General features: G+C 64.3%; 23 protein-coding genes. 6 read left to right on the top strand and 17 right to left on the bottom strand.

Annotation, left to right across the window (positions count from 1 at the left end; translation table 11 throughout):
- Positions 1-375: 375 nt before the first annotated feature.
- From BJ122_RS01935 to BJ122_RS01905, 7 genes are all read right to left on the bottom strand, one after another.
- A complete protein-coding gene (locus BJ122_RS01935) occupies positions 376-864 on the bottom strand; it encodes a phasin family protein (protein ID WP_110779490.1) in 489 nt (162 codons plus the stop codon).
- A 160-nt stretch (positions 865-1,024) separates the two neighbouring features.
- Positions 1,025-1,804 carry an esterase/lipase family protein gene (locus BJ122_RS01930; RefSeq protein ID WP_110779489.1) on the bottom strand — a complete coding sequence of 260 codons (780 nt, stop codon included), beginning with the start codon at positions 1,802-1,804 and terminating at the stop codon, positions 1,025-1,027.
- 19 nt (positions 1,805-1,823) lie between these two features.
- On the bottom strand, positions 1,824-2,090 hold the full coding sequence (locus tag BJ122_RS01925; RefSeq protein WP_110779488.1) for a DUF6489 family protein: 267 nt from the start codon (positions 2,088-2,090) through the stop codon (positions 1,824-1,826).
- Positions 2,091-2,190: 100 nt separating this feature from the next.
- On the bottom strand, positions 2,191-3,441 hold the full coding sequence (locus BJ122_RS01920) for an FAD-dependent oxidoreductase (RefSeq protein WP_110779487.1): 1,251 nt from the start codon (positions 3,439-3,441) through the stop codon (positions 2,191-2,193).
- A 102-nt stretch (positions 3,442-3,543) separates the two neighbouring features.
- Positions 3,544-6,639 (bottom strand): MexW/MexI family multidrug efflux RND transporter permease subunit, encoded by a 3,096-nt coding sequence (locus BJ122_RS01915; protein WP_110779754.1) that lies wholly within the window; start codon positions 6,637-6,639, stop codon positions 3,544-3,546.
- A 135-nt stretch (positions 6,640-6,774) separates the two neighbouring features.
- Positions 6,775-7,971: an efflux RND transporter periplasmic adaptor subunit gene (locus BJ122_RS01910; protein ID WP_110779486.1), complete on the bottom strand. Its 1,197-nt coding sequence runs from the start codon at positions 7,969-7,971 to the stop codon at positions 6,775-6,777.
- Between the two features lies 1 nt (position 7,972).
- Positions 7,973-8,674 carry a TetR/AcrR family transcriptional regulator gene (locus tag BJ122_RS01905; RefSeq protein WP_110779485.1) on the bottom strand — a complete coding sequence of 234 codons (702 nt, stop codon included), beginning with the start codon at positions 8,672-8,674 and terminating at the stop codon, positions 7,973-7,975.
- A 241-nt stretch (positions 8,675-8,915) separates the two neighbouring features.
- On the opposite strand from BJ122_RS01905, the gene BJ122_RS19385 reads away from it, so the two are divergent.
- Positions 8,916-9,098 (top strand): hypothetical protein, encoded by a 183-nt coding sequence (locus BJ122_RS19385; RefSeq protein ID WP_210205421.1) that lies wholly within the window; start codon positions 8,916-8,918, stop codon positions 9,096-9,098.
- 74 nt (positions 9,099-9,172) lie between these two features.
- Positions 9,173-10,066: a sugar kinase gene (locus BJ122_RS01895; RefSeq protein ID WP_103012604.1), complete on the top strand. Its 894-nt coding sequence runs from the start codon at positions 9,173-9,175 to the stop codon at positions 10,064-10,066.
- A gap of 232 nt (positions 10,067-10,298) precedes the next feature.
- Here BJ122_RS01895 and BJ122_RS01890 read toward each other — a convergent pair whose 3' ends face one another.
- The 3 genes from BJ122_RS01890 to BJ122_RS01880 all read right to left on the bottom strand — a co-directional run bounded on the left by BJ122_RS01890 (position 10,299) and on the right by BJ122_RS01880 (position 14,278).
- The gene (locus BJ122_RS01890; protein ID WP_110779483.1) at positions 10,299-11,516 is read right to left on the bottom strand and encodes an NAD(P)/FAD-dependent oxidoreductase; all 1,218 of its coding nucleotides are present in this window, start codon (positions 11,514-11,516) and stop codon (positions 10,299-10,301) included.
- 141 nt (positions 11,517-11,657) lie between these two features.
- Positions 11,658-13,148, bottom strand: coding sequence for a glycosyltransferase family 39 protein (locus BJ122_RS01885; protein ID WP_110779482.1), 1,491 nt, complete (start codon positions 13,146-13,148; stop codon positions 11,658-11,660).
- Entirely contained in the window at positions 13,145-14,278 is a 1,134-nt protein-coding gene (locus BJ122_RS01880) for a glycosyltransferase (RefSeq protein ID WP_110779481.1), read from the bottom strand. Before BJ122_RS01880 ends, BJ122_RS01885 begins: the two co-directional genes overlap by 4 nt.
- 431 nt (positions 14,279-14,709) lie before the next feature.
- On the opposite strand from BJ122_RS01880, the gene BJ122_RS01875 reads away from it, so the two are divergent.
- The 4 genes from BJ122_RS01875 (at position 14,710) to bcsS (ending at position 17,187) form a co-directional block, all read left to right on the top strand.
- Complete coding sequence (locus tag BJ122_RS01875) at positions 14,710-15,516, top strand: DUF72 domain-containing protein (RefSeq protein ID WP_110779480.1); 807 nt, start codon at positions 14,710-14,712, stop codon at positions 15,514-15,516.
- Between the two features lie 31 nt (positions 15,517-15,547).
- Positions 15,548-16,006 carry a DUF488 domain-containing protein gene (locus BJ122_RS01870; protein ID WP_110779479.1) on the top strand — a complete coding sequence of 153 codons (459 nt, stop codon included), beginning with the start codon at positions 15,548-15,550 and terminating at the stop codon, positions 16,004-16,006.
- A gap of 116 nt (positions 16,007-16,122) precedes the next feature.
- Positions 16,123-16,368, top strand: coding sequence for a hypothetical protein (locus BJ122_RS01865; protein WP_110779478.1), 246 nt, complete (start codon positions 16,123-16,125; stop codon positions 16,366-16,368).
- A 126-nt stretch (positions 16,369-16,494) separates the two neighbouring features.
- Entirely contained in the window at positions 16,495-17,187 is a 693-nt protein-coding gene (bcsS, locus tag BJ122_RS01860) for a cellulose biosynthesis protein BcsS (protein ID WP_245407576.1), read from the top strand.
- A 23-nt stretch (positions 17,188-17,210) separates the two neighbouring features.
- Here bcsS and BJ122_RS01855 read toward each other — a convergent pair whose 3' ends face one another.
- From BJ122_RS01855 to BJ122_RS01825, 7 genes are all read right to left on the bottom strand, one after another.
- Positions 17,211-18,371, bottom strand: coding sequence for an ABC transporter permease (locus tag BJ122_RS01855; protein ID WP_110779476.1), 1,161 nt, complete (start codon positions 18,369-18,371; stop codon positions 17,211-17,213).
- Positions 18,368-19,321: an ABC transporter ATP-binding protein gene (locus tag BJ122_RS01850; protein WP_110779475.1), complete on the bottom strand. Its 954-nt coding sequence runs from the start codon at positions 19,319-19,321 to the stop codon at positions 18,368-18,370. The genes BJ122_RS01855 and BJ122_RS01850 overlap by 4 nt, the downstream gene beginning before the upstream one ends.
- Positions 19,318-20,097 carry an HlyD family secretion protein gene (locus tag BJ122_RS01845; protein ID WP_027277975.1) on the bottom strand — a complete coding sequence of 260 codons (780 nt, stop codon included), beginning with the start codon at positions 20,095-20,097 and terminating at the stop codon, positions 19,318-19,320. Before BJ122_RS01845 ends, BJ122_RS01850 begins: the two co-directional genes overlap by 4 nt.
- The gene (locus tag BJ122_RS01840) at positions 20,094-20,849 is read right to left on the bottom strand and encodes a TetR/AcrR family transcriptional regulator (RefSeq protein ID WP_245407575.1); all 756 of its coding nucleotides are present in this window, start codon (positions 20,847-20,849) and stop codon (positions 20,094-20,096) included. The genes BJ122_RS01845 and BJ122_RS01840 overlap by 4 nt, the downstream gene beginning before the upstream one ends.
- A gap of 262 nt (positions 20,850-21,111) precedes the next feature.
- Positions 21,112-22,710 carry an NTP transferase domain-containing protein gene (locus BJ122_RS01835; protein ID WP_110779474.1) on the bottom strand — a complete coding sequence of 533 codons (1,599 nt, stop codon included), beginning with the start codon at positions 22,708-22,710 and terminating at the stop codon, positions 21,112-21,114.
- Positions 22,707-23,399 (bottom strand): XdhC family protein, encoded by a 693-nt coding sequence (locus BJ122_RS01830; protein ID WP_110779473.1) that lies wholly within the window; start codon positions 23,397-23,399, stop codon positions 22,707-22,709. Before BJ122_RS01830 ends, BJ122_RS01835 begins: the two co-directional genes overlap by 4 nt.
- On the bottom strand, positions 23,396-23,734 hold the full coding sequence (locus BJ122_RS01825; protein ID WP_110779472.1) for an XdhC family protein: 339 nt from the start codon (positions 23,732-23,734) through the stop codon (positions 23,396-23,398). Before BJ122_RS01825 ends, BJ122_RS01830 begins: the two co-directional genes overlap by 4 nt.
- Positions 23,735-23,746 lie beyond the last annotated feature (12 nt).

Raw genomic sequence — 23,746 nt, 5'->3', positions numbered from 1 at the left:
CGCCGACGTTCGCTACACTGGCGACATCATCAGGGGGGCATGGAGCTGCAGCTGCGCGGCAAGCGTGTTCTGATCACCGGCGCGATCGCAGCATAATCGGCGGCCTTGGCGTGAAGACGCACGCAGCGCGCCTCGGTCGCCCGCGGCAGGGATGAAGTCGACGACATCGCAACAACTCTTCGCTAACTGTTGGCTATCTGTTGCCAGGATCACAGCAGCAATCAGATCCAGACCGGTTCTGATTGGAGCCGACGCAAAGCCTGCCAGATCGCGCCCTGCGATGCCACCGCGGCGACATGGATGCTGAATGATGCAGAATCAAAAGGCCCGCAGCAGCAGCAGCGGGCCTCAGATCATTCGCGGTGGCAGCGCCTGTTAGCGGCTATAGATCCGGCTAAAATTGTCCTGCGCGGTCTTGGCACCGTCGGTGAACAGCTTGCCGACATAGTCGGTGGAGTGCTTGGCGCGCGCCATCAGCACCTCGCTGTGGCTTCGCAGCAGATCGGACTGGATTTGCACCGCCTCGTTGAGCGATTTGGCCGAAGCAAGCCGATCAATCCCGGAGAAGAACGCATCGGCATCCTGAAAGAACGCCTCCTGGATCGAGCGGGTCAGCTTGGCGGCCTCGGCGACTTGACTCGTGACCGCGGTCTCGATCGCGGTGGTGACCTTCTCGGCGTTGGTATGAAGATCGGCCGTACGTTCCTTGCCGTTGGTGGCGGTGCGCTTGAAGAAATCACGGGTCGCATCGGGGACCTGCAGGTTTTGCAGGTTCTTGAAGGCTTCGGACACCGGAGCAAAGGCTTGTTTAACGCCGTCCAGCACCGGGCTGGTATCAGCGGCGGTATTGCTTTCGTCGGACATGAGCTTCCCACCCTCGATTGAGAATTACTGCTCCCCGCGAAAAATACGCAGATGCGGGCTCGAAAAATATCTCACGGGATTTTGTGCAATGCAACATATTCCGCGGCGCAATATTCACTAAAACGTGAGTAGCTGAAATTTCGCGCGCTATGGTTGCGCATCACTCCATCAGAGGCGCGGCGTAGGCCAATGCAAATGGCCCGGTGCGATCGAACGGATAGAAGCTGCCCTCCGGCTGGGCCAGCCGATCGGCGATAGCCCACAGCACCGCCGGATTGACCACCAGGCCGATATGGCTGGCGAGATGCACCTCGATGTTCTCGGCGGTGGCCGAGGGGCGCAGCAGGCTGGTGCGCCAGTTCACGATGCCGTCGGTACGGGAATAGATCGAGGAGGTCGGCACCGGCAGATCGCCGCCGAGCGCCTTGATATCGGCAAGGTCGATGTCCTCGAGCCGCTCGCCGGACAATAGCTCATAGACGCGCTTAGCATTGGTGGCGGTGACGTCGCCGCTGAACGGCGAGCCGAGTGAGATCACCGCGCGCACCAGTTCTGGCCGGTACAACGCCAGATCGCGGGCATAGACCCCGCCGAGACTCCAGCCGACCAGACTGACCTTGCGCCCGGTGCTGTCATAAATTTGCTCCAGCCGCTGGCGCAGTTGCTCGCGCATCCGATAGACGCCGCCGAGATTGCGGCCGAGATCCCAGCCGATGCTCTGGTAGCCGAGCCGCGTCAGCAGCTTGCGCATCGGCACGGTGGACAGATCGCTGGCCAGCAGGCCCGGCAACACCAGCACGGGATGACCATCGCCGCGCGGCGCCTGCAGCAACAGCGGCGCCAGCAGCAGGCTGGCATTGAGCTCGAGCACGCTGCGCGCTTCGGCCAGCAACAGACCCAAGCTCGGCGGCTGCAGCGGCAGTGAACTGCTATCCGACATCAATGGCGCCGTGCGCTCGCTACTTCTTATCCTTGGTGAGCCCGGTGCCGAGCCCGCTGCCAAGTCCCGCCATGGTAATGAACATGTCCTGGAACCGTTCGGCGATCTTCGGGTCGAAAGTGAACCAGCTCTGGATCAGCGCTTCCGGCGACACCTTGTCGAGATTGGCCGTCACCTGATGCTGCAGTTTCTCCATCACCGCCGTCTGCATCGGCTGCACATCCGGTAGGCCGAAAAACGCGCGAGCCTCCTGCGGCGTGCACTCGATCTCAACGTTAACTTTCATGTCGGCTCCTGACTGTCAGCTTCGTGTCACGCATGATCGAGCCGTGACCGAATGAGTATCGCCGCGACGCGCCACACGATGCAAGCGCCGCCGCATGCCGTCAGCTGAACCGCTCCGCGGCGAATGGCGCGGGATCGGCGAACGGCGTTTCGCCGGTCATCAGCTCGGCGAGCAGCCGCCCGGTCGCCGGGCCCAAGGTCAAACCGTGATGCTGGTGACCGAAATCAAACCACAGCCCGGGATGGCGCGGCGCGCGGCCGATTACCGGCAGCATGTCGGGCAGACAGGGCCGCGCGCCGAGCCAGGGTTGTGGCTCGATCGCTTCGCCGAGCGGGAACAGCTCGCGCGCCAGCGGCACGGTGCGCGCAATCTGCACCGGCGTCGGCGGCGCATCACGGCGAGCGAATTCAGCGCCGGTGGTCAGGCGAATGCCGCGATTCATCGGCGCCAGCAGATAGCCGCGATCGGCATCCAGCACCGGATGACGCAACACCGCATTGTCGCGCGGCTTGAGATGCTGGTGATAGCCGCGCTTGACGCCCAGCGGAATCCGGTAGCCGAGCGGCCGGAACACCTGATCCGACCACGGCCCGAGCGCGACCACCACGTCGCGCGCCGAAAGCGCGCCATCGGGCTGCGCGATGCGCCAGCCATCGCGCGCGCCTTCGAGCGTTGCGGCATCGCCGAGCAGCACACGGCCGCCGCGCCGCTCGAACAGATCGGCGTAAGCGCGCACCAGCCCGCCAGGATCGGGGATGAAGCCGGGTGTCGGCCAATGAATGCCGCCGGTAAACGAACCGCGCAGCAGCGGCTCGCGCGCGGCGATCGCTGCCGGATCGAGCACCGTGCCATCAACGCCAAGACCGCGCGCGGTCTCAAGCTCGTCCAACGCCTTGGCGAGCGACGCCTCGGAGCGAAACAGCTTGATCCAGCCGGTGTAGCGCAGCAGCTCCGGCACGCCAGCCTGCGCGATCAGCGCCTCATGCTCGATGAGGCTGCGCTTGATCAAGGGCAGCGCGGCCATCGCGCTGCGCATCGTGCCTTCCGGCGACGATGCGAGAAAATAACGTACCAGCCAGGGCACAAAACTTGGCGCATCGCTGAGCCGGTAATGGACATCCGCGGTGCGATTGAGCGCATAGCGCAGCAGATGGCGCAGATCGCGCGGAAACATATAGGGGATCACCGAGGCGTTCTCGATCAGCCCGGCATTGCCGTAGCTGGTGCCCTCGCCGGGCTGCTGCCGATCGACCAGCACCACCGCACGGCCACGCTGCTGCAGATGCAGCGCGGCGCTGACGCCGACAACGCCGGCCCCCAGCACGATGACGTCGGTCTTATGCGTGGTCATGATCGCCTGCCCACCTTTCTGCTTCCAAAAAAAACGCCGCGATCGCTGTTCGCGTCGCGGCGTTTAGTACTATCAGCTTCGTCGTGACTTGTCGCGACGCGCTCAGGTCGCCTTCAACGTCGAGCCGCCCACTTCGAAATCGGCAATCTCCTGATTGCGCTTCGACTCGGCGTCAGCGCGGTGATCGGTGCCGATCGCCACGTAAACCGCCGGCAGCACGAACAGCGTGAACAGCGTGCCGATCGACATGCCGGCCACCACCACCAGACCGATCGAGAACCGGCTGGCCGCACCCGCGCCGCTCGCGGTGAGCAGCGGAATGAGGCCGGTGACCATCGCCGCGGTGGTCATCAGGATCGGCCGCAGCCGGACCCGCGCCGCCATCTCGATCGCCGAACGCTTGTCGAGCCCTTCCTTGAGCTGCAATTCGCGCGCGAATTCCACCATCAGGATGCCGTGCTTGCTGATCAGGCCGACCAGCGTCAGTAGCCCGACCTGGGTGTAGATGTTGATGGTGGCGACCCCGAAGAACAGCGGGATCAACGCGCCCAGCACCGCCATCGGCACGCTGATCATGATCACCAGCGGGTCACGCAAGCTCTCGAACTGCGCCGCCAGCACCAGGAAGATCACGATCAGCGCGAAGCCGAAGGTGATGGCCAGCTGGTTGCCTTCCTGCACATATTGGCGGGCATCGGCGAGATAGTCGTGGTTGTAGCCGGTCGGCAGATTCTTGGCCTGCTGCTCCAAGAACTCCACCGCCGCGCCGACCGTGACACCCGGCATCGGCACCGCCTGGAAGGTCGCCGAATTCAGCTGGTTGAACCGGGTCAGCGCATTCGGATCGGTCGCGGTTTCGATGGTCACCACGGTCGAGAGCCGCACCTGCTGGCCGGTATTGGTCGCCACATAGAAATCGTCGAGCGCTTCAGGCGAAATGCGCAGCGTGCGCGGCACCTGCGGTATCACCTGATACGAGCGGCCTTCCAGGTTGAAGCGGTTGACGTAATTGCCGCCGAGCAGCGTCGACAGCGCGCCGCCGATCTGCGCCATCGAGATGCCGAGTTCATTGGCCTTGGTGCGGTCGATCTTGACCCGCACCACCGGCTGATTGAAGTCGAGATCGCTGTCGGCGACGATGAACAGACCGCTCTTGCGGGCCGCATCCTTCAGCTTCGCCATTTCCTCATAGACCGACTGATAGCCGGCCGTGGTGTTGATCACCATCTGGATCGGCAGACCGCCGGGGCCGCCGGGCAGCGGCGGCAGATTGAAGGTGAAGACGCTGACGCCCTCGATCTTGGCAAGCTCCTTCTGCACCAGCGGCTTGAGCTTGATCGACGAGCGCTCGCGCTCATCCCAAGGCTTGAGCAGCATGCCGGCGATGCCGTTGCTGGGCCCGGAGGTGCCGTTGATCGCAAAGCGCTGCTCGGTTTCGGGGAAGGCGGCCAGCACGTCGTCGACCTTGCGACCATAATAGTCGGCATAGTCGATATTGGCGTATTTCGGCGCCTTGATCACCGAGAACAGAATGCCCTGATCCTCTTCCGGAGCGAGTTCCTTGGAGGTGTTCATATACATGAAGCCGACCAGGCCGAGCACGGTGACCGCAAACAGCGCGGTGACCGGACGATAGTCGAGCGAGCGATCGAGCTGCCGGCCATACCAGCGCGTCAGCCCCGAGAAGAACCGGTCGACCTTGCCCGCGAACTTGCCCTGGCCATGCGGCTTGAGCAGCAGCGAGCACATCATCGGCGACAGCGTCAGCGCGATCACGCCGGACACGATCACCGCGCCGGCCAGCGTGAACGCGAATTCGCGGAACAGCGCGCCGGTCAGACCGCCAAGGAAGCCGATCGGCGCGTACACCGCCGCCAGCGTGATCGTCATCGAGATCACCGGCCCGACGATTTCGCGCGCGCCGACCAATGACGCCTGGACTGGCGACTTGCCCTCCTCCAGGTGTCGATGAATGTTCTCGACCACCACGATGGCGTCGTCGACCACGAGACCGATCGCCAGCACCATCGCCAATAGCGTCAACAGATTGATGCTGAATCCCAGCGCCAGCATCAGCGTACAGACGCCGATCAGCGATAGCGGGATCGTCACCACCGGGATCACCACCGAGCGGATCGACGCCAGGAACAGGAAGATCACCACCACCACGATCAGGATGGCTTCGAGCAGGGTTTTTTCGACCTCGTCGATCGACGACCGGATGAATTTGGTGGAGTCGTACGACACCTTCATCTTCAAGGAAGGCGGCAGGTTGCGCTCGATGTCCGGGAACAGCTTGCGCACGCCGGTGACAATGTTGAGCGGGTTACCCTGCGGGGTCGCCTGAATGCCGATGAAGATCGCGCGCTCGCCGGACAGGCTGACGGTGGAATCGGCGCTTTGCGCCGCCAACTCCACGGTGGCGACGTCTTCCAGCCGGACGAAGCCACCATCTTTCGACTTCACCGTCATGCGTTTGAACTGGTCGACGTTCTGCAGATCGGTGTTGGTGGTGACGTTCGAGACGATGAAATAGCCTTTGGTCTGACCGGCCGCCGCCTGATAATTGTTGGCGCGGATCGCGGCGGCGACATCTTCGGGCGAAACGCCGCGCCCGCTCATCCGCACCGGATCGAGCCAGATCCGCATCGCAAAGGTCTGGCCGCCATAGATGTCCACCGAGGCAACCCCATCCACCGTGGACAGGATCGGCTGCACGACGCGCGTCAGATAATCGGATATCGCCGAACCGGACAGCTCGTCGCTGTAGAAGCCGACATACATCACCGCCGTGGTCTGGCCGGTCGATTTCAAGATGATCGGGTCGTTGGCTTCCTTCGGGATCAGATATTTGACCGAATTGACCTTGGACAGCACCTCGGTGAGCGCTTGGTTCGGATCGACATTGAGCTTGATATAGGCCGAGATCAGGCTCTGGCCCTGGGTCGAGGACGAGGTCAGGTAATCGATGCCCTCGGCTGCCGCCACCGCCTGCTCGATCGGCGTGGTGATGAAGCCCTGCATCAGCTCCGGCGACGCGCCAGGATAGTTGGTGGTGATGGTCACCACGGTGTTGGACAGTTTCGGATACTGACGGATCGGCAGGCTGGTGGCGGCCTTGAAGCCGATCAGCAGGATCAGCATGCTGACCACCAGCGACAGCACCGGCCGCTTGATGAAGATATCGGTGATGACCATCGCTGGCTCCTTTGCGACTTCGTGGCCGGCATGGCGGCGGCGCGAAGCGCGAAATGTCCTGTATTCAGCCGGCGCGCCGCGCCGGATGGCAAATCGCACACCGGACCGGCGACGCCGGTCCGGTGGCAGCCTTCATCAATAAGGCGACGGCTTGCCCGTGACCGGCGGCGGCGGGTTCGGTGAAATGGTCACCGCCGCACCCGACTGCAGCTTGAGCTGGCCGACAGCCACCACACGATCCCCGGCCTTGAGGCCGCTTTGGATCACCGCGCGGCCCTTGATGCGATCGCCCACCCGAACGAAGGTGCGCACCGCGGTGAGATTGACCTTGCCGTCCTCGGCCTTGTTCTCGGTGATCAGATAGACCGAGTCACCATAGAGCGTGTAATCGACCGCGGTTTCCGGCACGGTGATCACGGCCGGCTTTTCGGGCAGCACCACGGTCGTGGTGGCAAACATGCCGGGCTTGAGGATCTGCTCGGGATTGTCGATGGTCGCCTGCACCCGGATGTTGCGGGTGTCGGTCAGGATCTGCGGCTCGATCGTGGTCAGCTTGCCTTCGAACACACGGCCCGGATAGGCGTCCACTTCCACGCGCACGGTCTGGCCGACCTTGAGCGTGCCGCTTTCCTTTTCGGTCACCGTGAAGTTGGCATAAATCTTCGACAGATCGGTCAGCGTGACGATCTGGGTGCCGGCGGTGAGATACTGACCGACTTCGGCGCGGCGCACGCCGAGCACGCCATCGAACGGCGCCTTCACCAGCTTCTGCGAGATCAGCGCCTCGGTCTTGGCGATGCCGGCATTGGCCTGGTCGTAGGCGGCCTGCGCCGAATCCACCGTGGCCTGCGGGCCGAACTGACGCGCGGCAAGTTGCTTGGCGCGATCGAGCGACAGCTCGGCGACCTTGGCCTGGGCCTTGAAGTTGGCAAGGTCGGCGCGCTCCGGCTCATCGAACAATTGCACCAGCGGCGCGCCCGCCTTCACGGTGGCGCCGGCCGTGAACAGAATGTCGGTGATACGGCCGTTGACGTCGGTGGTGACGTTGACCTGATGGACCGCGGCGAGATCGCCGACCGCGGTCAACAGATTGGGCAGCACTTCCTGCTTCGCCTCGGCAATCGTCACCTGGGTCGGCGGCGGTTTGTTGTTGGCGAAGAACTGAGCGATCATCTTGTTGCGGAATGCGTTGAAGCCGACGATTCCGCCGACCAGCAGCACCAGCGCCAAGCCGACGATCACGAACCAGCGCTTCAGCTGCACCGGACGTGGAGCCGGCGGCGTATCGCTGGACGCGCGCGCCGCGGGCGTCGATTGTGTCGCAAGAGTCATGTCATACACTTTCAGTCGTTGCCGGCCGCGCCATAGCGATCGGCAGGTCGCCGACCATATGCTGAGCGATTGCCGCTTCGTTCAGTCCAATTCCGCGCAAGACGAATTCGCAAGTCTGCCGCTCAAGAGCGCCGAGGTCGCCATAGGGAAGGCACGGCGTCGTGGGCAATCTCGATAGTCCCGTCATCATGACGCTGTGATGAGCCAACCAGAACAGATTGAACGGCTCCCCCTTAACCCGCGAAGCATCCCCCGTCTCGACGGCGCGCGCGAGCGACGCCGTGAACAGAGGTCGAATCAGAGCCCCTATTTTTTGGTAAAGAAGCCGGGCAAACTCCCCGTCATCCAGATGGCTACCAACCATCAACCTTAACCGTTGCGCATCCTCCTGACCGGGGACGTTGGCGATGTGCAGGAAATGCCACACCAGTCCGCGCACCAGCACCACCAGCGTCTTGGTCGAGGGCTCGAGATCGAGCAGCTCCACCATCGCCGGATCGGCTTCGCATTCCTCCGCCAGGATCTCGGCATAGAGCGCCGCCTTGCTCGGAAAATGCTTGAACAGCAGCCCCTCTGAAATCGAGGCTGCGGCCGCAACGCTTTTGGTGGTGGTGCCCGCAAAACCGTGCCGGGCGAAGCAACGCTTCGCCGCGATCAGAATAAGCTCGCGTCGCAGATCGCTGGTTACGCGCAACGTGGTCATCTTTGTGAGTAAACACTCACCGCAAACGGTGTCAAGCGGCGAGCATCGTCATGGTGCACAACATCGTGATGACCACGGAGCGCCGCCCTACTCCGCTGGCCGCCCGCGCCCGCTCCCTGTTCAACCGGATCGCCGCGCCTGTTTGACGTGGGAGTTGATCACAGCGGAGCTGTCACGACCTCCTGTCGCTGCCTGTGTCACTGGCTCTGTCATTGGCTTGGCATCAATTCATGCCATGGCGATGCCGGCGATCGATGTCAGCGTGCTAACGAGCGCCACGTTCCTTGTCATGACGTTCCTTGCCATGACGTTCCTTGTCATGACGTTCCCTGGCGTGACGTTCTTTCATGGCCAAAACACGACGCGCCCGCTGCATCTTCCGCGATCATCGACTGCGGAAAATTTTGGCGAGGCAGGAACGTAACGGGTGTTAATGTGTCGGTGTAACCGCCCTTCGATTGCACGCGACAGCTCCTTCAGTGTCGAACCGGATCACCGATGCAGGCCCTTTTTATCGGACAGACTTATATCGACGTCACCTTCCTGACGGACCACATGCCGACCGGCGACGAGAAGTATGTGGCCTCCGACTACGCGGTCTCGTTCGGCGGCAACGCCGTCACCGCGGCATTTTGCTGCGCCAAGCTCGGCATCGTGCCTGATCTGATCGCCACCATGGCCAATGACTGGCTGGGGCGAATGTTTCAGGACATGACCGCGAAATACGGCATCTCGGTGCATCCGCGCAAAGTGAACACCTCGTCGCTGTCGTTCATCATGCCGAAAGACGGCAAGCGCGCGATCGTGCGCTGCCGCGACGACGATCATCTGCATCCGTTCCCGCTGCTCAACCTCGGCTCGTGCCGGGCTCTGCATGTCGACGGCCACCAGCCCGACGCCGCGCTCTACTACGCCAAGCTGTGCCGAGAGGCCGGCATTCTGACCTCGCTCGATGGCGGCGGGCTGCGCAGCAATACTGACGAGCTGCTCGCATTCATTGACGTCGCGGTGGTGGCGGAGCGGCTGTGCGAACAGATGGACAAAACCCCAGCGCAGATGCTCGATTATCTGAAAAGCCGCGGCTGCCGGATCGGCGGCGTCACGCTCGGCGAGCGCGGCCTGTACTGGTATGACGAACACGGTGTGGTGCAGACCCTGCCGGCCTATCCGGTGCCGGCGCATCGCGTGCTCGACACCAATGGCGCCGGTGACGTGTTTCACGGCGCTTATATCTATTCTTATCTGCGCAACCCGTCCGGCGCCTGGGCCGACCATTTTGCGTTTGCGCGCGCTGCCTCCAGCTTCAAGGTGCAGCGGCTCGGCAATGAAGCCGGCCTGCCGACCCTGGCCGATATTCAGGCGGTGCAGCAGGAATTCGGCATGATGGCCTGAGCGCGCGGCAGCTCATAAACGTTTCGATGCGCACGTCATGGCCGGGCTCTCGTCCCGGCCATCCACGTCTTTAATCTTGCGACGATTTCAAGACGTGGATACCCGCGACAAGCGCGGGCATGACGGTCATTGGTACGAGCCGATATTGATACGACCGATGGTGTCACAAACGACAATGGCCGGGACGAGCCCGGCCATTGCGTTGTGAAGTTGGTAGCAACCGTCGTTGGCGTTACGCCATCGCCTTCTTCAGATCGAAGCTGAGATCGGCGGCCTGCTCCGGCGTCACCGAACCGCCGAGCGGCAGGATCTTGCGGCCGAACACGTGATCGCCTGCGCGGTTCACGGACTCGATGCCGATCAGCTTGCCGTTCTTGTAGCAGAAGGTCGAGAACGAGCGCTGCGCAACGTCGCCGCGCACCACCACCTGGTCGAAGCCCGTGGTGAGGCCCGCGATCTGCAGCTTGTCGTCGCCCTGGTCGCTCCAGAACCACGGATAGCCGTCATAGGTCTTGGCATCGCCGGTCAGCCGGGCGGCGACGCAGCGTGCCTGATCAGTGGCGTTTTGCACCGACTCAAGCCGCATCAATTCGCCGAAGCGATGGCTGGCAAACAGCGAGCAGTCGCCGATCGCGGAAATATCCGGATCGGAGGTCAAAAGCTGCTCGTTGACGATGATGCCGGCGGCGACCGGCAGATCGGCTTCCGCGGCCAGTTCGACATTCGGCAGCACGCCGACGCCGACCACGATCAGATCGGCCGGCAGATGGCGGCCATCGCTGAGCGCAACGCCGCTGACCTTGCCATCGGTGGCTTCGATCTCGGTGGCGCGCACACCGTAATGGATGCGGATGCCCGCCGCGGTGTGGCGGTCATGGAAGTAGGACGAGATTTCCGGGGTCACGGCGCGCGCCATCACCCGCGGCGCGAGTTCAAGCACGTCGACTTCCAGACCCTTGGAACGCGCGGTCGCGGCGAATTCCAGGCCGATGAAGCCGGCGCCGATCACCACCACGCGCTTGCGCTCAGGCATGCGCTGGCGAACCTGCTCGCTCTCGTCCATGGTGCGCAGATAGAGCACGTCGTCGAGCGAGGCGTTGGGCACGTCGAGCAGCCGGTTACGGGCGCCGGTGGCAATCACCAGATGCCAGTAATCAAGCTCCTTGCCCGAGACCAGTTTTAGCTTCTTGGCCTTGCGGTCGATCGCCTTGGCGCTGTCATAGACCAGCTCGATATTCTGATCTTCAAAGAACTTCTGCGGCCGGAACATCAGCGAGTCCGGGGCGCCGTCGCCCTTCAGATAGGCCTTCGACAGCGGCGGGCGCTGATAAGGCAAATGCTTTTCGTCATTGATAAGCAGTATCTGCCCGGCAAACTTGGCCTGGCGCAGGGATACGGCGAGTTGGAAGCCAGCATGTCCGGCTCCCACGATCACCACCGGTCCGGTCATAATGATTCTCGTGCTGTTGATGGCCGCGCAGAACGCGCGCGCATTGGGAAGTGAGGCGGACAGCCTGTAGCACAAACGGGCCCGGTGGTGTCAGCCATGCCCGGGGCTTCCTTAGACTAAAGTTGCGACAAGGTGCCAATCTCAATAAGGCGGCGGCGAGCGATCGAACACGTCACCCTTGGCGCCGTCGAGCAGATCGAGTTCGACGTCCTCGATCACCAGCGGCCCGCGCTTGCGCTGCACCACGCCGACCCGCTCGATACGCTCAAAACTGGCCTGCACGCTGGGCAGCATGGCCGCCTGATCCTCGCCGACCAGCAGCAGCTTGCCGGCCAGCAGTTCCGGCGCCGGCTCGGGGGCATTGACCCAGCGCAGCCGCTGGTTGCGCTGCGCCACGCAGGTGCCCTTGGGCAGATAGAACGCCAGCCAGCCGGTGTTGCCATAATCATCGGCCAGCACGCAGCTGGCGCCGACCCGGACCCGCACCGCTTCGATCTCGGCCGCCATCTGCGCAAAGCCGACCCCGACGGTGCGCACCGAGGCGTCGCGCCGGAAGCCGGTCAGCACGCCGGTATTGGCCTGCACCGCCGCCAGCACCAACAGCAGCACCCCGGTCGGCACCGCCCAATTGGCGCAGAACCGCACCAGCCGCTGCATGCGCGCGCCCCATGGCACCGCGGTGGCCGCGACCGCGCCGGCGATGGCGAAAGCCGGATAGATCGGGCTCAGCCAATTGGCCTCCACCCGGGCGTGCAGCGCGTGCCAGGCGAAATAGACCACGATGGTCCAGACGGTGGCGCTGATCAGGGTGCGCGAGCCGGTGGCGCCGACCTCGCGGCGCGCCAGCGCATAGAGGCCGAGCACGCCGAGGATGAACACCAGAGGCGTGGCAAACGCGAACTGGGTCGGGATCAGTTCGGCAATGTAAGCCGGGCGAAAACTCTCGATCCTGGCGCGGCCGAGCTGCTTGGCGAATGACACAAAGTCATGCTCGGCATTCCACCACAAGACCGGGGAAAACAGCGCCAGCGCCAGCAGGCCGCCGAGATAGGGCCAGGGCGAGGTCAGCCAGCGCCGCAGCTTCGGCACCCACAGCAGCCAGATCAGAATGATCGGCCCAAAGAACATCGCGGTGTATTTTGACAGCAGCGCGACGCCAACTGCGGCGCCGACCGCCAGCCACCAGATGCCGCGGCCGCTGGCGAGCACCTGGGCGAGCGCGTAGAGCACGAAGCTCGACGCCACCAGCAGCGGCGCGTCCGGGGTGACGATGGTGGTGCCCGCCGCGGCGATCAGCGTGACATTGAGCAGCAAGGTCGCGGTGCAGGCGATCCGCACGCCACCGAACAGCAATTGCGCGGAGCGGAACACCGCCCAGCTCATCGGCAGCCCGAGCAGCACCGACACCAGCCGCACACCGAACTCGGTGTCGCCGGCGATCAGCGTGCCGAGCCAGATCACCACCGCCACCATCGGCGGATGATCGTAATAGCCGCCGGCCAGATGCTTGGACCACTGCCAGTAATAGGCCTCGTCGAAGGTCAGCGGCAGCCACGCCGCAATGGCGAGGCGCAGCGCGACCAGACCGAGGACGGTCAGCGCCGTGAGACGGACCAGCCGCGTATCGTTCATCGCTTGCGCCAGACGAACAGTCCGGACATCGCGTAGTTCCACACCACCCCCATCAAGGCACCGGCGGCGCCGGCGATCCACCAGGTCGGCTCCTGATCATAGATCGAGAACGCAACGCCGACATTGGCCAGCAGCCCGACGCTGCACACCAGATAGAACAGCAGCAGGCCGCGCAGGATCGCAAAGCCCTTTAGCCGCTGGTCGCGGTAGGTGAGGAAATTGTTGAGCAGGAAGTTGCTGGTCATGGCGCAGATCGCGGCCACGGTCTGGGCCTCGCCGAACCGCAGCTGCAGCGCATCGAGCGCGACATAGAGCACCGCCACATGGACCAGCAGGCCGAGCGTGCCGACCATCGCGAACAGCACAAAGCGCAGCGTGATGATGTCATTGGTGAACTTCGCCAGCACCAGGCCGAGGAAGTCGAGCATCACCATCGAGTCGAGCTTGCTCTCGCCATGCAGCCGCGAACCGAAAGTGTACGGGACTTCCACGATGCGCAGGCTGCCACGCGCGGTCGCGACCAGGTCGAGCAGGATCTTGAAGCCCTGGGTCGAGAGCTGCGGCGCCAGTTCTTCAAAACGGTCGCGGCGGATCATGAAGAAGCCGCTCATCGGATCGTTGACCTCGACGCGCAGCACGCGGCGCGCGATCGTGGTGGCGAGCGCGCTGGCACCGGCGCGCTGCTTGTTGAAGGCGTCGGAATTGCCGCCCTCGATATAACGGCTGCCGACCACCAGATCGGCCTGCCCCGCTTGCAGGATGCCGAGCATCTTGGCGAGCTGGGTCTCGTCATGCTGCAAATCGGCGTCGATCACGGCCACAAAACTGGCACTCGACGACAAAATGCCTTCGATGCAGGCGCCTGACAAGCCGCGGCGGCCGATGCGGCGCAGGCAACGCGCCCGCTGGTCCTGCCGTGCCAGCGCACGCACCACATTGGCGGTTCCGTCCGGCGAATTGTCGTCCACGAACACCGCTTCCCAGGCGATCCCGGCCAGCGCCACCTTCAGCCGCTCGAACAGCGGCGTGACATTGTCGCGCTCGTTGAAGGTCGGGATGATGACGGAGAGCTGCAACGGCGCGTCCGTCAGCGGCAAGGCGCCACTGCTGGCTGGAAAGGGCTGGTTCATGCGCCAGCCCTATATCCGCGGCGCCGCGCCATGCCAAGGCGGCCAGCGGCAATCAGCGGGGGGAATCGGCGCACCGCGCCCGGAAAAGGCCGGCCTGCGGGGCACTGACGCTGCGGGAGAATGGAGCTTCGGGGAGAATGGAGCTTTGGGAGGAAGCGCTTCGGGAGCGGGAGGACGCGGCTTCCGGGGGCAACGGGGCCCAAATGCGCCCTCAAAAGTTACCGACCCAAACTTACCGTCCCAAAACTTGACCGAGCGGGGAAAGGGAACCGACCCGGAAAACGTAAACGACCACGAACATCAGGTGTGCGTACATCCGGCACTCCCTGATTATTCCGTGGCCGTTGCGGCGCCGTGGCCCGTTGGCTTCGACGTCGCCGTTGTCAACAAGATAGGAACGGTTAGCTCGTTCCGCAAGGGGAGGCTGATCAATGAAAAAAGCTTGCGGCGCAATCAGGATCGGCGTTGGCGGATGGACCTATCCGCCCTGGCGTGGAGAATTTTACCCGAGCAAACTGCCGCACACCCAGGAACTGAGCTACGCCGCGCAGCGCCTGACCTCGATCGAGATCAATGGAACTTTCTACGGTTCGCAAAAGCCGGCGAGCTTCCGCAAATGGGCGCGCGAAGTGCCGGACGGTTTCGTATTCGCGCTAAAGGGTCCGCGCTTTGCCACCAACCGCAGAGCGCTGGCCGAGGCCGGCGACAGCATCAAACGGTTTTATGACTCCGGCGTGCTGGAACTTGGCGACCACCTCGGCCCGGTACTGTGGCAGTTCGCGCCCACCAAAACATTCCACGAGCCGGATTTCGCCGCATTTCTCGCTCTGCTGCCGCGCGAGATCGATGGCCGCGCGCTGCGCCACGCGGTCGAAGTGCGCCATCATAGTTTCGGTGTGCCGTCCTTCGTGACGCTGCTGCGCCAGCACGGCGTCGCCGTGGTGTTTTCAGAGCACGAAAGCTATCCGGCGATCGCCGATATCACCACTGATTTCATCTATGCCCGGCTGCAAAAGGGCCAGGAAACGATCGCGACCGGCTATCCGGATGGTGCTTTGGATGCGTGGGCGGCGCGCTTCGGGCAATGGGCCGAGGGCGGCGAACCCGCCGACCTGCCGCGCATCATCCCCTCCCCGCCACCGGCGCGGCAGCCGCGCGATGTGTTTGGCTATGTGATCCATGAAGCCAAGCTGCGGGCGCCGGCAGCGGCGATGGCTCTGATCGAGCGATTGCGTTAGCCTTGTTATTCCAGGCCAGGAGGCAACCACGATGGGTACGGCGAGCCAACTGTTCACCATCGGTTATGAGCGCACCGCGCCGCAGGCGCTGCTTGACGAATTGCAGCGCGCCGGCGTCAAACTGGTCGCCGATGTTCGTGCCGTGGTGTCGTCGCGCCGGCCGGGCTTTTCCAAAAACCAATTGGCCGCGGCGCTTGATCAGCACGGCATCGGTTATCTGCATTTGCGCGACCTCGGCGCCCCGAAAGAAGGCCGCAACGCGGCGCGTGGCGGCGATTTCGCAGCGCTGCGCCAAATCTACAGCACGCATCTGAAAACGCCGCAGGCTAGCGAACAGCTCGATGCCTTGGAGGCGCTGATCAACAGCACAGGTCCGGTCTGCTTATTGTGTTTTGAGCAGGATCATCAGCACTGCCATCGGCAATGGATCGCAGAACGAATGGCAGCTCGCCGGCCGGTTACAGTGCATCATCTCAAGCCGCAGCCATGAGTCGTGACAGCGTAATGGTCAACATGGTTGTCATTTGGCCGCAGGTCGACGCATTGGCCTACCTGACCGCTTCTGCTATGCGACGAACACAACGCTGACGAGAAGGATGATAACCGATGGGCAAGGTCGACTATCTCGATGGACAACTCAAGGCGCTGGTGAATTTCGTCGCGGTGCTGGTCAAAGCACATCCGGCGCCGGACCGCGTGCAGCAATTCTTTGCGGAAGCCAATCAGTCCGAGCCTGACTCCCCCGAGGACCTCTCGGTGTCATACGCGTATCTCGACGGCTATAACGAGACCAATCGCCGCTTGAAGAACCTGATCAAAAACGCGATCGAGCAGCGTTCCGCCACAGGCTGACGGCTTCGTGCTGGACAGAGTGGAGGCATCCGCGCTTTACTGCAATCCACGGTTGCCTAAGTTGCGTTGGGGGCTGCCATGGTTTGTCGGGTTCGGGGGCTGAGCGCGTGGCTCGCGGCGGCCATGATGGTGGCTGGCGTTGGCACCGTTCAGGCGCAGGACGCCCCACCAGTGCTGGTTCTGCCCTCGCCGGCCAATGCGCCATCAAACCCTGCGCATTTTCTGCTGTTCAACGGCATCGACCTGTGGCGCGGCGCCTTTGATCTCTATGGCGGCGTGTATTGGGCGCCGGGCGGCTTGAATGACGACGGGCTGGTGACGCAGCTACAGGTGTCGCGCCGCATCGATCGTTATGACAGCGGCAGCACGCTGACCTCGCGGGTCTCGACGCTGGCCGGCTATCGCTTCAAGCGCGGCGATTTCGAAGTCAAGCTGCTGGTCGGCCCGCAGTTCCAGAATATCGATCCGACTGCACCCAATGCCAGCCTGCGCGGCCCGCAATTCGGCGTGCATGGCGTGATCGAAACCTGGTGGGAGCCGACGCCGTCGCTGCTGGTGGCCTCGTCATGGACCGCTTATTCGGTCAGCAATGGCCGCGGTGGACGGATCGCCGCCGGCGTCCGGCTGTTCGACGGCTTTTGGACCGGACCGGAAGCGTCGGCGTTTGCCGATATCTACAGCACGCAGTACCGGGTCGGCATGCACATCACCGGCTGGCACTGGCACGATCTGGAATGGTCGGCGTCGGCCGGCTATCTCGAAGACAATTACCACCGCCGCGGCGGCTATCTGCGGCTCGGCGTGCTGCTGCGGCACTGACGGCACCGCAGCCACACCCCCGATCAATCGAGCGTGCGACGGAAGCGCGTCACGGCGATGGTCATCGCCACCAGCATCAGCACCACCAGCGCGATCGCGTCGTAGCGTAAATTCTCCAGCGACGCGCCTTTCAGCATGATCGAGCGCACGATGCGCAGATAATGGGTCAGCGGCAGGCACTCGCCGATATATTGCGCCCATTTCGGCATGCCGGCGAACGGGAACATGAAGCCGGACAGCAGGATCGACGGCAGGAAGAACATCATCGAGGCCTGCATCGCCTGCAGCTGGTTCTGCACCAGGGTCGAGAACGTGTAGCCGATCGCCAGATTGGTGGTGATGAACAGCGTCGACAGCAGCGCCAGCATGATCAGGCTGCCGAGGATCGGCACGCCGAACAGCAGCACGCCGATCGACACGATCAGCGTCGCCTGGATGAAGCCGACCAGCACATAGGGCAAAATCTTGCCGAGCATCACCTCGACCGGGGTGATCGGCATCGACAGCAGATTTTCCATGGTGCCGCGCTCGATCTCGCGGGTCACCGACAGCGCCGTAAAGATCAGCATGGTCATGGTGAGAATGGTGCCGACCAGTCCCGGCACGATGTTGAGCCGCGACGATGCCGCTGGATTGTAGCGGGCGTGGGCGCGGATCTCGAATGGCGGCACAGCCGGCTCGCCGCCGACCCGGTCATGCATCAATGCGCTCTGCGCGATCTGGCCGAGCGCCGACAGTGCCGAGCCGGCCGCGACCGGATCAGTGGCATCGGCCGCGACCAGCAGCGCCGGCCGTTCGCCGCGCCGCACCGCGCGCTCGAATCCGCGCGGAATCTCGACTCCGAACAGCACCTGGCCCGACAGCAGCAAGGCGTCGAATTGCTCGACATTGTGCACCTCATGGGTGAAGCGGAAATAGGCGGTGTTTTCCAGCGCTTTGAGGATCGATCGGCCGAGATCGGTGTCCTCCTGCAACAGCACCGCGGTCGGCAGATGACGCGGCGTGGTGTTGATGGCATAGCCGAACAGCAATAGCTGCATCACCGGCATGAAGATGATCATGCCAAACGACACCCGGTCGCGCAGCAGTTGCAAAAGTTCTTTCACCAGCATCGCATAGGTGCGGCGCCAGAATCCGAACGGCCGGTCGCGGGCGGCGATGCGCGGATCGCGGGCGGCATTCATTGGAAATTGTCCTTCGATGTGTTCATCAGATCGATGAACACGTCCTCCAATGACGGCTCGCTGCGCCGCCACGTCAGCCGGCGATCGGCCTTGTAGCTGGCGATCGCCGCTTCCAGCGCCGCCTGATCGCGGCCGCAGACATGCAGGCTGACGCCGAACGGCGCCACCATGTCGATGCCGGGCTTGCCCGTTAGTTCCGCCGCCAGACCGTTCAAGGCGTCGCCGGACACGGTGTAGGTGGTGAGCTTAGATCCGGCGATCACTTGATCCACGGTACCATGGGTCAGCAGATGGCCATAGGCGATATAGGCGATCTCGTGGCAGCGCTCGGCCTCGTCCATGTAGTGGGTCGAGACCAGCACGGTCAGCCCCTCGGCGGCGAGCGCGTGAATCTCGTTCCAGAAATCGCGGCGCGCTTTCGGGTCAACGCCCGCAGTCGGCTCATCGAGCAGCAGCAATTGCGGATTGGGCAGCGTGCAGGCGCCGAGCGCGAGCCGCTGCTTCCAGCCGCCGGAGAGTTCACCGGCAAGCTGCGCTTCGCGGCCGTTGAGGCCGAGCCGGTTGATCATGTCGCGCGCCGCGCCGCGCGGATCGCGCAGGCCATAGAGCCGCGCCACGAATTCCAGGTTCTCGCGCACCGACAGGTCCTGATACAGGCTGAAGCGCTGCGTCATATAGCCAACCAGCCGCTTGATCTTGCGCGCTTCGCGGCGGATGTCGAAGCCAAGGCAAGTGCCCTCGCCGCTATCGGGCGTGAGCAGTCCGCACAGCATGCGGATCGTGGTGGTCTTGCCGGAGCCATTTGGGCCGAGAAAGCCATAGATCGAGCCGCGCCGTACCCGCATCGACAGATCGTGCACCACCTCTCGGCCGTTGAACGATTTCGACAGCCCCGAAACCTCGATGGCGATATCGCTGGCGATAGCATCGGCGGCAGCCTGGGTGCTCATCGCTTCACCGCCAGCGCGCCATGATGTTGCACCACCACGCTGACCGGCTGGCCGACCCGTAGCCGCGCCGGCTGTTCCGGCCGGGCCTGGATCAGATAGACCAGCTTGCTGCGTTCCTCGAGCGAGTAGATCACCGGCGGGGTGTATTCCGCGGTGGTCGAGATGAAATACACTTTGCCGGTCAGACCGGGTCCGCAGCTATCACAGCTGATCTCGACCTGATCGCCGATCGAGAACCGCGCCAGCTCAGTTTCCGACACATAGAACCGCACTTTCATATTGCCGGGCGGCAGGATCGACAGCACCGGCTTCTGCGCCGGCACCAGCTCGCCTTCGCGAAAGTAGATCTGCTGCACCATGCCGGTCACCGGGGCATGAATCTCGCGGCGCGCGAGGCGCGTCTTGGCGGTCTCGACCCGCGCTTCGGCGACGCGTAGCGCCGACACCGCGGAGTCGAGATTGGCCTGCGTGCCGGAGCCGGTGCGCGACAGCGACTGCGCGCGATCATAGATCTGGCGGGCATTGGCCAGCGTGGCGTTGTTCTGGTTGAGATCGGCCTGCTGCAGATCATCATCGAGCGTGTAGATCAGCGCGCCGTGGCTGACCTCGTCGCCCTCGCGCACCTTGAGGCTGGTGATGCGCCCGGATTCATCGGGGCTGACAAAGATCATGTCGGCCTCGATCCAGCCCTGATAGCTGCCGTCGGAGCGCGGGCCACAGGAGCCGAGCAGCAGCGCCGACAACGCGACCAGCCAAAACCGTCGTGACGCGATCATGTCGTCCCCCGTTGATCGAAAATGATATCGAGATGGGCGCGCAGCATCTCTGCAGCGTCGAGCGGCGCGTGCTTGCTGAACAGCCCCTGCCAGATCACCGCCATCAGCGCCGGCGCCGCCACCAGCTGCGGAAACTTGGCCAAAACGGTGTGATGAATCTCGCCGCGCGCGATGCCGTAGCGGATCAGCTGTTCGATCGCGCCAAGCGCGCGCAGCACCACTTCGCGATAGTGAAACTCGGCGAGTGCCGGAAAGCGCGCGCCTTCCGCCAGCACCAGCCGCAACACATCGGCACGCTCGGTCTCGACGATTTCGCGCACAAAGGTCTGCACGAATTGCTCGAACAGCGCGCGCGCCGATTGGCCCTCGCCCGGCTGCGGCGCGATCCTGGTCACCACCGGCACCAGCGCCGAGCGGATCAGTTCCTGGAACAGCGCTTCCTTGTCCTTGAAGTACAGATAGATCGTGCCCTTGGCGACGCCGGCGCGGCGCGCGACGTCGTCGAGCCTGGTCGCGGTGTAGCCGCGCGCCACGAATTCCTGCAGCCCAGCGGCCACGATCGCGGCGCGGCGCTGCGCCGATTTCGCCGCGCGCCGTGATGGCGCCTGCGCGCCATCGCCGCTTGCGTCCGGTTCCGCTGCTGCGCCCGACTTACGGCGGCGCGGTTTTGCCTCAGCTTGCGGTGACGCCGTGCGCCGCCGCTGCTTTGCCGGGCCGCCGCGCTGCGCCGGTTTGGGATCTCGCATGGTCATTCATCAATACTGACTGACCAGTCAGTCATTTTCAAGCGAGACTTTGAGGGGCCGTTTCAGCAACGTGATCGGGACGCGCAAACCGCCCTTCTTTTCCCTCCCCCTTGCGGGGAGGGTGGACGGCCCGATGCAAATCGGGCCGGACGGGTGGGGGTCACAATCAACGTGACGCCTCGAGATGGCGGGCGACAAGCCCCCACCCCGGCGCGGCGCGCCGACCCTCCCCACCGCTCCGCGGGGGGAGGGAAAGAAGCTGCGGCGATCACGCCCGCTGCATGTCGTCGAGCGCCTGCGGCGTGTCGATATCGAGAAACGCGCCCTCGCCTTCGACCGCGACTTCCGCCACCGCCTCGCTGTGCTTGCCGATCAAATGGCGGGCACCGACATCACCGTCCAGCGTCAACAGTTCAGCAAAGAACCGCCGCGACCACAGCACCGGATTGCCACGCCTGCCGCCGCTGACCGGCACCACGATCAGCGCGCCGCGATCAGGCGCAAAGGCGGCGATCAGCCGGTCGATCAGGCTGGGGCCAACCAGCGGCATATCGCCCAGGCACACCACAGCGCCGGCGGCATCGCTCGGCACCGCGGTGATACCGGCCTTCAGCGACGACGCGATCCCTTGCGCGAACTCCGGATTATGCACCAGCGTCACCTTGAGACCGGACAGCGCGGCCGCGACCTCAGCGCTCTGATGGCCGGTGATCACGATCACCTCGCAGGCCTGCGAGGCCAGCGCCTGCTCGGCCACGATCCGCACCAATGGCCGGCCATTCAGAGTGGCAAGCAATTTGTTCGGCCCGCCCATGCGCGTCGAGCGGCCAGCGGCAAGCACGATCGCGGCGACGCGCTGGCTTTCTGCAGCGGCCGGCAGCCGCGGCTGCGGCCGGGTGACGATTTCCATCAACAGCCCCCCAACGCCCATGCCGGTGATCTCGGCGCGCGTCACCGGCAGCCCGGCCAAGAGCCGCATCAGCACCCAGTCAAAACCGTTCTCGACCGGGGAACGCGCACAGCCCGGCGCACCGATGATCGGCACGCCGCGCACCGCGCCAATCAGCAGCAGATTGCCGGGATCGACCGGCATGCCGAAATGCGCGATCTCGCCGCCGACAGCCTTGATCGCCGCCGGGATCACGTCACGGCGATCGGCGATCGCGGATGCGCCGAACACGATCACCAGCTCCGCGCCGAGCGTGAGCAGTTCATCGATCGCCCCAGCGAGCGCGCTTTGCTGATGGGCGACGCGGCGCTCGGCGATGATGCTGGCGCCGGCTGGTGCCAGCCGCTCGGCGGTGACGCGCAGCGTCTTGTCGATCACCTTGGTGGCAAGCCCCGGCAGCAGCGTCGAGACCACGCCGATCCGCCGGCGGACGAAGGGTGCGATGCGTAGCGCGCCGCGGCCCGCCGCCACCGCCGCGTCGCAGAGCGGCGCGGCGACGCCGAACGGAATGAGTTTCACGGTAGCGATCATTTCGCCTTCGACCACCGGCTTGAAAGCCGGCAGCGTCGCCAGTGTGATCGCTTCATTGATGCCATTGACGCGGTCCACCACCTCGCGCGCCACCACCAGCACGCCAGCTTGCGCCGCGAACAGATTGGCACGGCCGGTCATTGCGGCCTCGACGTGCACGCCCTCGCCCGCGACCGCCTGCGCGATCCGGCCTGCGGCCACATCTTCCGACACATCGCTCGCTTCGAGATGCACCGCGGCGAGGCGTTCGACGCCGGCCGCCTGCAACGCCGCGACTTCGGCGGCGCCGATCACCGTGCCTTTCTTCAGCACCAGCGCGCCGCGGCGCAGCGTGTGCACGGCGATGCCGCCAAGCGCATCAGCGGGCGCCAGCTCCGCGAATTTCATGATGGCAGCGGCTGCGGCAGCCGCAATTGCGCGGTGATCTCGGCCATGATCGACACCGCGATTTCCGCTGGCGACACCGCGCCGATCGCCAGCCCAATCGGCGCGTGAATTTTGGCAAGATCGGCGGCGCTGGCGCCCTGCGCGCTCAGGCGATCGAGCCGCTTGGCGTGGGTCTTCTTCGAACCGAGCGCGCCGATATAGAAACAGTTTTGCGCCAGCGCATGCAGCAGCGCGCCATCATCGATCTTCGGATCATGAGTCAGCGCCACAAACGCGGTGTAGCGATCGACCTGCAACGGCGGCAGCGCAACATCGGGCCAGTCCGCGATCAGCGGCACCTCGGGAAAGCGCTCAGCACTCGCGAACGCGGTGCGCGGATCGACAATGGTGACGTCATAGCCGAGCGTGCGCGCCAGCGGCGCCAGCACCTGGCTGATATGAACCGCGCCGATGATCACCATCTTTGCCGTCGGCGCGTGCACATGGATGAACCATTTGCGGCCCTCGGCGTCGATGGTGGCGCTCTTGCCCATCCGCAGCAGCTTGTGCACTTCGGCGGCGAGCGGATCGCCGTCGATCTGATCGGCCGTGAGCAGCCGCTGCGCGCCGCTGGCAAGCTCGGTGACCACCACCGCCGGACGGCGCGCGGCGCGCTCGGCATTGAGCGCCTGCAGAATTTCCAGCTTCACGGCGCGCCGACCTTTTCCACGAATACGCGAATGGTGCCGCCGCAGGACAGCCCGACCTGCCAGGCGGTTTCGTCGGCAACGCCGAATTCCAAGAGTTTTGGCGTGCCGCTGCTGATCACCTCCAGCGCTTCGGTGACCACCGCGCCTTCGACACAGCCGCCCGACACCGAGCCGAGAAACACACCCTCATCATTGATCACCAAACTGGAGCCGGCCGGCCGCGGCGCCGAGCCCCAGGTTTCGACCACGGTGGCAAGCGCCACGCCGCGCCCGGCCTGGTGCCATTGCTGCGCGGCCTGCAGAATGTCGTCGTCGCGATCGAGCGTGCTTGGCATGGGCGTCGTCCC

It is taken from the genome of Rhodopseudomonas faecalis, from assembly GCF_003217325.1.
In the GTDB taxonomy this organism is placed as follows: domain Bacteria; phylum Pseudomonadota; class Alphaproteobacteria; order Rhizobiales; family Xanthobacteraceae; genus Rhodopseudomonas; species Rhodopseudomonas faecalis.
The sequence above is the reverse complement of the archived record's forward strand: the minus strand, read 5'-3'. Positions and strand labels throughout refer to the sequence as shown.